Annotated in this window: 11 protein-coding genes; 1 reads left to right on the top strand and 10 read right to left on the bottom strand. The window is 55.6% G+C overall.

What is annotated here, in order from left to right:
- Window positions 1-19: 19 nt before the first annotated feature.
- Genes murG through mraZ form a run of 10 tightly spaced genes read right to left on the bottom strand, consistent with a single transcriptional unit; the run spans window position 20 to window position 10,950 of the window.
- Window positions 20-1,102, bottom strand: a complete 1,083-nt coding sequence (gene murG, locus Q8W32_RS11295) for an undecaprenyldiphospho-muramoylpentapeptide beta-N-acetylglucosaminyltransferase (protein ID WP_303433044.1) — start codon at window positions 1,100-1,102, stop codon at window positions 20-22.
- Entirely contained in the window at window positions 1,099-2,256 is a 1,158-nt protein-coding gene (gene ftsW / locus Q8W32_RS11290; RefSeq protein WP_303433045.1) for a putative lipid II flippase FtsW, read from the bottom strand. Before ftsW ends, murG begins: the two co-directional genes overlap by 4 nt.
- Window positions 2,249-3,610: a UDP-N-acetylmuramoyl-L-alanine--D-glutamate ligase gene (gene murD, locus Q8W32_RS11285; RefSeq protein WP_305414984.1), complete on the bottom strand. Its 1,362-nt coding sequence runs from the start codon at window positions 3,608-3,610 to the stop codon at window positions 2,249-2,251. Before murD ends, ftsW begins: the two co-directional genes overlap by 8 nt.
- Before the next feature lie 12 nt (window positions 3,611-3,622).
- Window positions 3,623-4,705, bottom strand: a complete 1,083-nt coding sequence (mraY, locus tag Q8W32_RS11280; protein ID WP_303433047.1) for a phospho-N-acetylmuramoyl-pentapeptide-transferase — start codon at window positions 4,703-4,705, stop codon at window positions 3,623-3,625.
- Window positions 4,706-4,710: 5 nt separating this feature from the next.
- Complete coding sequence (gene murF / locus Q8W32_RS11275) at window positions 4,711-6,075, bottom strand: UDP-N-acetylmuramoyl-tripeptide--D-alanyl-D-alanine ligase (RefSeq protein WP_305414982.1); 1,365 nt, start codon at window positions 6,073-6,075, stop codon at window positions 4,711-4,713.
- Window positions 6,065-7,609 (bottom strand): UDP-N-acetylmuramoyl-L-alanyl-D-glutamate--2,6-diaminopimelate ligase, encoded by a 1,545-nt coding sequence (locus tag Q8W32_RS11270; RefSeq protein ID WP_305414981.1) that lies wholly within the window; start codon window positions 7,607-7,609, stop codon window positions 6,065-6,067. The genes murF and Q8W32_RS11270 overlap by 11 nt, the downstream gene beginning before the upstream one ends.
- Entirely contained in the window at window positions 7,606-9,327 is a 1,722-nt protein-coding gene (locus Q8W32_RS11265) for a penicillin-binding protein 2 (RefSeq protein WP_305414979.1), read from the bottom strand. The genes Q8W32_RS11270 and Q8W32_RS11265 overlap by 4 nt, the downstream gene beginning before the upstream one ends.
- Window positions 9,324-9,578 carry a cell division protein FtsL gene (ftsL, locus tag Q8W32_RS11260; protein ID WP_305414978.1) on the bottom strand — a complete coding sequence of 85 codons (255 nt, stop codon included), beginning with the start codon at window positions 9,576-9,578 and terminating at the stop codon, window positions 9,324-9,326. The genes Q8W32_RS11265 and ftsL overlap by 4 nt, the downstream gene beginning before the upstream one ends.
- Entirely contained in the window at window positions 9,575-10,510 is a 936-nt protein-coding gene (gene rsmH / locus Q8W32_RS11255; RefSeq protein WP_303433053.1) for a 16S rRNA (cytosine(1402)-N(4))-methyltransferase RsmH, read from the bottom strand. Before rsmH ends, ftsL begins: the two co-directional genes overlap by 4 nt.
- Window positions 10,507-10,950: a division/cell wall cluster transcriptional repressor MraZ gene (gene mraZ / locus Q8W32_RS11250; RefSeq protein WP_303433055.1), complete on the bottom strand. Its 444-nt coding sequence runs from the start codon at window positions 10,948-10,950 to the stop codon at window positions 10,507-10,509. Before mraZ ends, rsmH begins: the two co-directional genes overlap by 4 nt.
- An 827-nt stretch (window positions 10,951-11,777) precedes the next feature.
- On the opposite strand from mraZ, the gene Q8W32_RS11245 reads away from it, so the two are divergent.
- Window positions 11,778-12,419 carry a DUF502 domain-containing protein gene (locus Q8W32_RS11245; RefSeq protein WP_303433057.1) on the top strand — a complete coding sequence of 214 codons (642 nt, stop codon included), beginning with the start codon at window positions 11,778-11,780 and terminating at the stop codon, window positions 12,417-12,419.
- Window positions 12,420-12,530 lie beyond the last annotated feature (111 nt).

Raw genomic sequence — 12,530 nt, 5'->3', positions numbered from 1 at the left:
CGTCGCTTCTACAGACGCATTAATCACGGGTTTTCCTCATAATCTGTTCAACAGCCAGTGCGGTTGCATCCGGCCGGGCCTGTGCATGACTTTGATCGGCCATGCCTTGTAAACGGGCACGATCCTTATCCAGCAAGCCTATTGTTTGTTGTAGCCACTCTGGCGTCAGATCCTTCTGTTGACAGATCAGTGCGGCCTGATTGTTTGCCAAATAACCGGCATTGATGGTTTGATGATCATCGACCGCATAAGGGAACGGCACAAAAATCGCCGCTTTACCGACCGCCGCAACTTCCGATACCGTCAAGGCACCAGAACGACAAATCATCAGATCGGCCCAGCCATAAGCCGCCGCCATATCGTCAATAAATGCAGAGACGTCTGCGACCACATCACTGGCAGCATATGCCGCCAGCATACGCTCAGCATCCCGCTTGCCAACCTGGTGGCGCAAGTTCGGCCGCCCAGCCGCTGGCATCGCTTGCCAACAAGCCAGGACGGCATCGTTCAGGGCCGACGCACCAAGACTGCCGCCCACCACCAGAATATTCAAAGGGCCAGACAAGGGCACGGCACGGGCTGGTAACTCGACCAGTTCACGACGTACCGGATTGCCCACTGTCATCGCGCCGGCCAGAGCACCGGGAAAGGCCTGCAAACTCAAGTGCGCGATACGGTTAAGCCAGCGGTTGGTCATTCCAGCAATTGCATTCTGTTCATGGATCACCAGAGGCACTCCGGCAAGCCGTGCTGCCACCCCTCCGGGGCCGGCAATATAACCACCAAACCCCACCACGATATCGGCCTTGATGGCACGAATAACCGCCCGTGACTGCCAGGTTGCCAGGGCAATACGCCAGGGGGCCATCATCAGACCCTTGATGCCTTTGCCACGCAAACCTCGAATATTCACTGCATGCAGCGGGTACCCTGCAGCAGGAACCAGATTTTGTTCCATGCCATAAGGTGTTCCAAGCCAGTGAATCACATAGCCTTGTGCTACCAGAGCACGGGCAACCGCCAATGCCGGGAACACATGTCCCCCGGTACCAGCAGCCATAATCAGGGCCACTTTGCTACGACTGGATCCTGAAGGCTTCATGCCCTACCTCCGTTATCTCTTGGTTCCGGCTCAGGCATCAGCATGGCCTCGTGCTTGATTCGCATAACAATACCAACCATGGCACAGGCCAGAATCAGGCTACTGCCGCCATAACTGAAAAATGGCAAGGTCAGACCCTTGGTCGGTAACAACCCGATATTCACACCCAGGTTAATAACAATCTGTAGTGCCAGCATCGAGCCAATACCGGCGGCAATATACGCGCCGTACAACAGTCCACGCTGTTGGGCAATCCAGACGGTTTGCCAAATCCGTACGACCAGAAAAGTCAGCAAGCCAATAGCCATCAGGCCACCAAACAAGCCTGTCTCTTCAGCCCAGATGGCAAACACAAAGTCGGTGTGTGCTTCCGGCAAATAAAACAGTTTCTGCACGCTTTCTCCCAACCCGACCCCAAACCATTCACCACGACCAAAAGCGATCAATGACTGCGTCAGCTGATACCCGGTGCCATATACATGCTCAGGTGCCCAGGGATCCAGATACGCCATCAAGCGCGCAACCCGCCACTCTTCCGACGTTAATGCCACAACCGACAGAGCACCGGTGCCAATCATCAATAAAAAATATTGCCCGGCTTTCACACCACCGAGAAACAGCTGGATCATGGTGGCTCCCAGCAACACGACCGCTGCACCAAAATCCGGTTCCATCAGTAACAACAGCACCATGATAACCAGCACAATCAAGGGTTTGATAAACCCCCAGAAACGCTCACGCACTTCTGGCAAGCGCCGCACCAGATAGCCAGCCACATAAAAAACGGCCGCCAGCTTGGCCAGCTCGGACGCCTGCAACTTGAACAGGACAAAATTCAGCCAACGACGACTGCCGTTAACTTCATGACCAACCCCCGGCACCAACACCAGACACAAGCCCGCAAAGCCCACCGCCAGCATTGGCAACTCAAACTGGCGCCAGCGTGCCAGACTGATCTGGCTGGCGCCGTACAAGGCAACCACACCCAGAATCAGATACACACCATGACGAATTGCAAAATACGCCGCATTACCGGTCAGTTTTTCGCCAATACCGGTAGACGCCGAAGCCACCATGACCCAGCCCAGCACCATCAGCAGCAACCAGGGAACAAAATGTTGATCACGGGCTTGCCAGCGCAGACTGTCAATCATCCATCAGGCTCCCGACCAAGGCGCCAAAATGCCGGCCCCGTTCCACGTAATTGGCAAACTGATCCAGGCTGGCACAGGCGGGCGACAACAGTACCCGGTCGCCCGGCTGCGCCTTTGCAACAGCCAGCGCAAACGCCTCAGCCAGATATTGACAGCTATACGTCGGACAACTGTCGGACAGCGTCGCCGCCAATGCTTCACCATCCTGACCAAAACAACACACACCGGCGACCCCCGTGGCACACGCCGGAGCCAGCGGCTGAAAGTCCTGTTGCTTGCCATCCCCCCCTGCCAGCAACCACAACGCACCAGCCTGACCGGTCAGGCCCTGGATCGCGGCCAGTGTAGAACCAACATTGGTGCCCTTGGAGTCATTGATAAACACCACCCCGTTATGCTCGCCAACCCACTCACAGCGATGCGCCAAGCCGGTAAAACGACTCAGCGTCATACGGGCCTGGGCCGGACTGACACCAACGGTTTCGACCAACGCCAACGCTGCCATCACATTCGCCAGATTGTGACGGCCATGTATTTTCAATTCCGAACTGTGTACCAGCTGCATACCGGCACGCACAATCCAATCGCCAGCAACACCATCACAGTCGCCCGCTTGCAGGCCAAAATCATCCTCTGTCGGGGCCTTGATGGTGAAACCGGCGGCTTCAATAATCTCGCCACACGGATTACTGGCCGCATCATCACGATTCACAACGGCTAACTCACAACCAGTAAAAATACGTTGCTTGGCCAGTTGGTAAGCCGCCATCCCCTGATAACGATCCATATGGTCTTCGCTCAGGTTCAGAATGGTCGCCACTCGTGCCTTCAGGCTCGATGTCGTTTCCAGCTGGAAACTCGATAGTTCCAGCACATACACATCCGGTTGCGGCCCAGCCAATAAATCCAGTACCGGCACCCCAATGTTGCCGCCCATTTCCGCGGCAACCCCGGCATCCCGCAAGATATCCCGGACCAGGGTAGTGACCGTACTCTTGCCGTTGGAACCAGTGATCGCAATCACCGGCACCCGGTTCTGGCGAGCAAACAGCTCAACATCCCCAATCACGTCCACTCCCGCAGCCAAGGCCTGCTGTAATGCAGGGTCAGACAAAGCCATCCCCGGGCTGACAATAATCTGCTGATAAGCAGACAGGCGCTGACCATCCAGCGCCCCCAGATACAGATTCGCGGCTGGGAAAAGAGTGCTCAGACTGCTCGCTGCCGGGCAATCGGTACGGCTGTCACACAGATCAAACGACCAGCCCATTCGCTGGCAATAGCGCGCCGTCGCCTGGCCTGAGATTCCCAGTCCGACGATCAAGCGTTTGATATCTGCTTCTGCCAGCGTCATAGATACAACCTGTTATCGAATTTTCAAGGTAGCCAGTCCGGCTAGCACCAAAATAATAGTGACAATCCAGAAGCGGACAATCACCCGCGGTTCTGGCCACCCCTTTAACTCAAAGTGATGATGCAGGGGTGCCATACGGAAGATGCGTTTCCCTGTCATTTTGAATGATCCCACTTGCAGGATAACCGACAGGGTTTCGGCAACAAAAATACCGCCCATGATAAACAGCACCACTTCCATGCGAATGATCACCGCCACAATACCCAACGCAGCTCCCAGCGCCAGCGAGCCCACGTCTCCCATAAATACCTGGGCTGGATAGGTGTTAAACCAGAGGAACCCAATCCCTGCCCCTACCATGGCACCACAGAAAACCACCAGTTCCCCGGCGCCGGCAATGTAGGGGATATGCAGATAATTGGCGTAGTTCACATGACCCGCCAAGTAAGCACATACGCCCAATGCCGCGCTGACCATCACCGTTGGCATAATCGCCAGACCATCCAGACCATCGGTCAGATTGACAGCATTACTGGAGCCAACAATGACGAAGTAACTCAGCAGCACAAACATCAGTCCCAGTTGCGGCATGATGTCCTTGAAAAACGGCATCACAAACAAGGTTTCCTGCGGGCTCTGGGCGCTGTAGTACAGATACGCCGCAGCCATCACACCAAACACCGATTGCCAGAAATATTTCCAGCGCCCCGGCAAGCCTCGTGAATTTTTCTCCACCACCTTACGGTAGTCATCAACCCAGCCAATGGCACCAAACATCAGCGTCAACACCAGCACCACCCAGACAAACCGGTTTTCCAGATTCCCCCACAACAGGGTGCTGACCGCGATCGATAGCAGAATCAGCACGCCTCCCATCGTCGGCGTGCCAGCCTTGCTCAAATGCGATTTTGGCCCGACTTCACGAATCGCCTGACCAATCTGATATTGGTGCAGTTTGCGAATCACAACCGGCCCCAGCACCATCGACACCACCAGTGCCGTAATGACGGAGAAGATACTTCTTAACGATAAATAACCCACGACACCAAAACCCGAGTGCCACTGCGTCAGCCATTCCCCCAGCCACAACAACATAAACCTTATTCCTCTGAATGCAGTTGCAGCGCCCGGACCACAGAGTCCATACCAGCGCTGCGCGAACCCTTGACCAGAACAGTCGTCTGGTCGGGCATTTTTTGTTTTATCAGCGCCACCACCCCATCCCGATCAGGTAACCAATATCCCTGATCACCAAATGCGGCCACAGTGAAGCGGCTCAATGGCCCGGTTGCAACCAGTGCCGAGACTCCCTGTTGGCGTGCATAACGACCAATATCGCTGTGCGCCTGTTCCGCTTCTTCACCCAGCTCTGCCATATCACCCAGCACCAACCAGGCACCGGAGGCGAGGCTTATTACATCAATCGCTGCGCGAATGGAAGCCGGGTTAGCGTTATAACTGTCATCAATAATTTGCCATTGATTCTGCCCGGCCACGGCCTTCATTCGACCAGCCACAGGCACGGCAGCCTGCAATCCGGCGGCAATCATAGCCGGAGTCATGCCCAATCCCCGGGCTGCCGCAAAAACAGCCAGCGCATTGCTTACATTGTGCTGCCCCGGGAAAGCCAGACACACATGTTGCGACCAACCCTCATGACGGCTATGCACAACAAAATCACTGCCATCCACACGGCACGCCACCTCGCTGGCAAACAAATCAGCGCTGGCCGATAAACCAAACGAGACAACCTGTTTATTGCCCGCCCGTGTTTGCCACGGTGCAAATGCCGGATCATCGGCGTTCAACACCACGATGCCGTTAGCATCGACGCTATCAATCAACTCGCCTTTGGTTTGCACCACCCCGGCCAGAGAGCCAAACCCTTCCAGATGAGCAGCACCCGCGTTAGTGATGATGCCGATGGTTGGTTTGACCAGACAGGCCGTGTAATCAATCTCCCCTGGGCCACTGGCACCCAGCTCCACCACCGCCGCTTCATGCTCCGGTTGCAAAGCCAGCAGGGTTTTGGGTACCCCAATGTGGTTATTCAGATTCCCCGGTGTCATCCAGGTAATAAATTGTTGCTCAAGCACCTTCGCCATCAGCTGCTTGGTCGTGGTTTTACCTGCACTGCCGGTAATCGCCACAATCGGGCCATAAAAGGCGCCCCGTTGCCAGCCTGCAATCTGACCATACGCCACCAGCCCGTCAGCACAGATCAGACACGGGCCATCCAGGGCCTCCGGCGGTACTTCATCCAGCAAGACGGCCACCGCGCCAGCGGCCAACGCCTGGGATGCAAACCGATTACCATCAAAATGCTCGCCCCGCAGCGCGACATACAAGTCGCCCGACTGGATCTGACGTGTATCCGTACAGACACCAGTACAACGCACATCCACGGCTGGTGCTGCCAGGTCCAATAAAGCCGCCACCTGACTGAGGTTAAAATCAAACCGCATGCTGCCCTCCCCTGGGAGACGGGCTACGCGGCACATACCCCAATGCCGCCAGTACATCGGCGTCGCAAAAAGGATGTTTGACACCAGCAATTTCCTGCCAGGTTTCGTGACCTTTCCCTGCGATCACCACCAGTCCCTGTTCCGGCGCATCAGCCAGGGCCTGGGTAATGGCCTGCGTGCGGTCATGCTCCAGGTGCAAACCGGCTTCACTGGCGCCGGGAGCTGCCAGTGCATCAGCAAAAATACGCTGCGGATCTTCAAAACGCGGGTTGTCATCGGTCAGCCAGATGGCATCGGCAAACTGCATGGCGACCGCCATCATTTTGGGCCGTTTGCTCCGGTCTCGATCACCACCACAGCCAAATACCAGCGTCAGCGGTTGCTGCCAGGGCTGCAAGGAGGACAGCACGCTGTTCAATGCATCCGGCGTATGGGCAAAATCAATAATAACCGTCGGGCCAGTACCACTGACCGGCTCGTACACATCCATACGGCCAGCCACAGGCTGCAGTCCGGCGGCCGCCTCTGTCAGCGCATCCAGATCGTCACCGGCCGCCGCCAACATGGTGATGGCAGCCACTGCATTGGCGAGGTTAAACACCCCCAATAACGGCAACTCCAGCTGGCGGCATCCCCAAGGGGTGGTTAGCTCAGCACACATCCCGTTGCGGTTCAGGGTCAGCAGACGATAACTGACAGACTGAATCGCTGCAGAGCCAGCGTCGCTTGGTGCTGTACTCGCCTGATCCGTCATCTCGCCATAACTGAAACGCTGCCCCGGAATCTCCGGGTCCGCCAGCAAGCGTTGTCCATACGGGCAATCCCGATTAATCACAACAAACCGGGCGTTGTAATCCAGTAACAAGCGGCGCTTGGACTGGAAGTAACTCTCCATATCACCGTGATAATCCAGGTGATCCTGGGTCAGATTGGTCAGTAGTGCGCCCTGGAAATGCATGCCGGCCACACGGCCCTGGTCGAGACCATGGGACGACACTTCCATTGCCGCACGGCCAGCGCCTTGGTCCGCGGTCTGGGCCAGGGTCCGTAAGACCACCGACAAATCCGGCGTGGTATTACGAGTCGGAGCCAAGGCCGGCCAGATACCATTCCCCAGGGTGCCCAGCACCCCGCAAGGCTTGCCCAGCGCCCGGGAAAGCTGGGCCATATACGCCACGCATGAGCTTTTGCCGTTGGTGCCGGTGACCGCCAGAACCGGTAACTGGCCCGCATCCGGATACCGCCGATACAACCAGCTTGCCAGTTGCGCAGACACTTCTGGTGTCGAAAAAACCGGCACCGCGGTCTGGCCAAACTCACAGCGAAAACCGACGTCCGCCTCTTGTAGAACCGCAACCGCACCCTGCTGAATCGCAGCATTGATATAATCAGCCCCGTGGCTCACCGCTCCGGAGCGGGCAACAAACAAGTCACCGGCCTGAACATCTCGGCTATCGGTAACCATATCGGCAAATTCACGATCCCATTCCGGTGGAATAAACAGATCGTCCTGCAACAATTGGGAAAGCTTCATCTCGGGTCTCCGGCAACAATCAGGGCGGCGGCACTCGAATCGTCCGGTGCAATCTGGCGCAAACGTAACGCTTGTTCCATGATGCGAGAAAAAACCGGAGCAGCCACTTCGCCGCCGTAATATTCACGCCCCTGGGGTTCATCAATCGCAACAACCAGCACCAGGTCAGGGTCGGTCAGCGGTGCAATACCGGCAAACACGGCGTTATAGGTCGAATCCTCGTAACCACTATCACCAACCTTGTGGGCTGTGCCTGTTTTGCCGCCGACCCGATAGCCAGCAACACGAGCACGTCGACCGGTGCCAATATCGGAAGTCACGGTTTCGAGAATATCCAGTACCTTGCGAGCGGTATCCTCCGACATCACCTGCTTGCAACCAGGCCGCGCTTCATTGTCCAGTAGCAAGGTCGCGTTAAAACGACAGCCATGCTGGGTAAAACTGGTATAGGATTGCGCCAGCTGTAACGGCGAAACCGCCATGCCGTAACCGTACGACACCGTGGCCAGACGCAAGTCGTCCATCTGTTCGGGATAAGGCAAGATGCCCACACTTTCACCCGGAAAGCCCAAACCACTGGCCTGACCCAGACCGGCCGCTCGCATGATATTGAACAGCACGTCAGCCCCAAGATCGGCTGAAATCAGGCTCACGCCAACGTTACTGGACTTGGTAATCACACCGGTGACATCCAGTACGCCATAGTTACGATGATCCCGAATGGTCTTGTTTTTGATACGTAAATAACCCGGACTGGTATCAATCGGGGTATCCGGAGCATAGCGGCCGGAATCCAGCGCCGCCGCGACCGTAAACGGCTTCATGGTTGAACCTGGCTCCAGCACATCCGCCAGTGCCCGGTTACGCATAAACTCCGGTTTTAGCCCGGCCCGGTTATTGGGGTTGTACGATGGCTGATTCACCAGCGCCAGTACCTCGCCATTATGAGCATCCAGTAACACCGCACTGCCCGACGTCGCCTGGTGCTGACGCACCGCAGCCATCAGTTCACGATAGGCCAGATATTGCAGCCGCAGGTCGATGGTCAAGCGCAGGTCATGGCCCGGCTGTGCCACGGACTCCACCACGAGTTGTTTTACCACCCGACCGTATCGGTCACGAATCACGGTACGCCGCCCGCCAGTACCGGTCAGGTAATCGTTATAAGCCAGCTCCATTCCTTCCTGGCCGTTACCATCGATATCAACAATCCCCACCAGATGCGATGTCACCTCTGCGGCGGGATAATAACGCCGGAACCGACTGTCAAATTGCAGCCCGTCCAGCCCCAAAGCGGCAACCCGATCGGCCTGGGCCGGTTGTACCTGACGGTCAACGTAATAAAAGCCACGCCCACGCTGGCGGGCTTCGGTAATTTCCTTTGCCAGTGTCGCGGCGGGCATATCCAGCACGTCAGCCAGTGCACCGGCCTGTTTTACATCAAAAACCTGTGGATTCAGGCTGATATCCACCACCGCAGTACTGACCGCCAATGGCTTGCCAAAACGGTCGGTAATCATGCCGCGCCGGGCAGGTTGCAGTTGGGCACGGACAATCCGTTTTTCGCCTTCTTCAAACAGAAACGGCTGATCTACCGTATGTAACGAGATCAGCCGCACCAGAATCATCACCAGCAGCGCAGCCATCACCAGCAGCACTAATACAAAGCGCCAGCGGATAATGCCCGGAGCAGTATGATCATTCGCCAAGCCTGTCATTGAGGTAGAATCCTGACCTGTTGCGGTTCAATCATATTGAGTTCACGTCGTGCGCGCTGATCGATACGGGCATAACTGGTCAATGCCGCCAGCTCCAGAACCAACCGGGTCTGTTCCTGCTGCAAGGCGTCGCTGCGACTATCCAGAGTCTGCCATTGCTGTACCAGCTGGCGATGACCATGGCTGACGCCGATCTGTACCAGCGCAGAAACCACAACCACCAACCAGACCAGGATCACTGCCAGGTTCATGACAACCGTTCGGCAATGCGTAATACCGCACTGCGGGCACGGGCATTACTGCGCACTTCGTCATCATCGGGCATGATGGCTTTCCCAATACGTTTCATGGTTTTACCCAGGTCTGCTTCCAGTATCGGGAAGCCGGGAGGTACATCGCGTCCTTTTTCCTGTGCCCGGATAAAGCGTTTCACCATGCGGTCTTCCAGCGAATGAAAGCTGATTACCGCCAGGCGGCCACCGGGTAACAAGAAGTCGACGCTTTCGTCCAGTACCCGCTCCAGATCTCCCAGTTCATTATTCACGGCAATACGGATCGCCTGAAAGGCACGGGTGGCTGGATGCTTGTGACGTTCCCAGGCCGGGTTGGCTTCCTTGATCAGTTCCGCCAGTTGCAGGGTACGGGTAATTGGTGCCGTCGCCCGGGCAGCCAGAATGGCGCGTGCCATACGCCGGGCAAAACGCTCTTCACCGTATTCTCTCAAGACCCGGATAATTTCATTTTCGTCCGTGGTGGCCACCCATTCCGCGGCAGACATGCCCGCATCCGGATTCATACGCATATCCAGCGGGCCATCACGCATAAAGCTGAAGCCACGTTCCGGATCATCCAGCTGGGGGGAAGAAACACCCAAATCCAGCAGAATGCCGTTGATACGCTCGATTCCCCGAGCCGCCATCTCCTGTTTCATATCCGCAAACGAGGCTTGTACGATATTGAAACGCTCGTCTTCCTGATGCAGCTGCTCACCGGTTTCGATGGCCCGCGGGTCTTTATCAAACCCGAACAGTCGGCCATCGGCTGCCAGTTTCGATAACAACAGCCGGCTGTGCCCACCACGACCAAAGGTACCATCGATATAAACCCCGGACGGATCGTTCAAACAACCGTCAACGGTTGGTTCCAGCAACACGGTAGCGTGGGCCAGCTCTTGCAAATTCATATAGACAGACTCTTGAGTTCGTCGGGAAGGGTGTCCAGCGACATGGGTTGTTCCAGATAATCGTTCAGCTGAGTCTCCCAACGGGCCTTGTCCCAGAGTTCCAGCTTGTTGCCTTGCCCCATCAATACACATTCCTTGATCAGCCCGGCGTATTGACGACAGGCTGGGCTGATCAGGATCCGACCGCTGCCGTCGGCGCTGCATTCTGTCGCGTGGCCTTGCAGCAAGCGTTTCAGCTTTTTGGTCGCGGGGTTTAACGTGGGCAGTTGATCCAGCTTGGCTTCAATCTTGACCCATTCCGCGAGCGGGTAAACCAGCAGACAGGAATCCTGACTGTCCACCGTTACCACCAAAACAGACACTTCCTGCTCCTCCAGGGCTTCCCGTACTTTTGCCGGGATTGCCAGACGACCTTTGGCATCCAGATTTATATGGTGCATGCCGCGAAACATAAAAAATCAGATCATCACGGTGCAGGTTTCAGGCGTTTTGGTCATTACAGACCCTCGTGTATGTCTTGGTCAAAGCTCAATTCAGGGCAGTGGATATTAGCCTTTATTCCATCCGGTTACTCCCCACTATCTCCCACTTTTGTCTCAAATACGCCACAATTCGACACTTTGTGACACTATAGGAATAGGCTACTCTCATTGCAAGCTGATGAATCCACCTGAAATTTGAAATTTCTTTTAAAGAACAATCAGTTAGCAAGCTTTCTGGCGATGCAAAAAAACTCACAAACAAAATATTCCAGCGGCCTTGAAGCCTGGCGTCATGACTCAAGGCGATTCCTCACGTTCTGTTACATTCAGATACAATCCAGCACGCTTGCCAGCAGGAATAATCCCGGCCAAGCAGAACCAGAAGCGCAATCATCCGGCACTCCTGTCACCCGTTGATATCCACTCTCGAAGTCACAAACCAGTCATTGCTCCAAAGCATGACTTTTGTTCACGCAAGCACGGGGGATCACTGTTCGCCGGACTCCCGGGGCCCATCAGCGGGGAAATAACCGGCAGGATTGACGCCATATCACGAGTACACGCATTACGGGCTGTCCACGGTTGTGAATCCTGGACTCCCGCTTTATCTTTCTGGCCAGCTGCGTATTGTTGAACGTGGTGGCTGGTCTCGTGGTCAATGTACCGAGCAGTAACAATACCCAGGCAACACAGCGTAAAATCCGGCGCAAGCGCCAAGCGCTACGACACAAACTCAATCACCGGAAACCGGACCTCTGAGCCGGCTCCATTATCAAGGAACGTCCATGCCATACCTGGCTCGAGTGCTATTAAAGGGATCTGTCGTCGTATTACCACTGGTGATCACTGCCTGGTTGCTGTGGTCAACGCTGCTATGGCTCGACAATATCGGTCTTGAACTGTTATCCCTGACCGGCCTGGTATTGAGCGATGCCAACTCAGATATTCCCGGCTTTGGCCTGATCGTGATGCTGGTCAGCCTGTTTGTGGTGGGTTTACTGATCCAGTTCAACCCGATCAGCTGGTTACACTCATACCTCGAAGACACCCTGTTACGCTTCCCTGTCGTCAAGACCCTGTACGGTGCAGTAAAGGACTTTGCCGGTATGTTTGACGGCCAGAAAAAACAGTCACAGCCGGTCGTACTGGTTGATATGCCCGGGCCAGGTATTGCCGTCGGTTTTATCACCAACCAAAAGGTACCCCCGGTGGTACAACAAACACGCCCTGACCAGCCCCTCGTCGCGGTTTATCTGCCAATGAGTTATATGGTTGGTGGCTACACCCTGTTTCTGCCCAAGTCAGAGTTGACCCAGGTTGACTGGTCCTTTGAAGATGCCATGCGCTTTGCGATCACTGCCGGAGTATCCCAAAGCCAGTCACACCCCAAACAACCAGTGAACGACAAAACTTCACCGGAGCTGTGATACAGCGCAAATCAGGGGCTGACGTACTTGAGGTATCCTCGAACACCTTTGTATTTTATTACTGGCGGTTTTTTATCTTGACGGGCACACCTGTATTCATGACATTCTGTA

Source organism: Oceanobacter sp. 3_MG-2023 (genome assembly GCF_030688925.1).
Taxonomy (GTDB): Bacteria; Pseudomonadota; Gammaproteobacteria; order Pseudomonadales; family Oceanobacteraceae; genus Oceanobacter.
The sequence above is the reverse complement of the archived record's forward strand: the minus strand, read 5'-3'. Positions and strand labels throughout refer to the sequence as shown.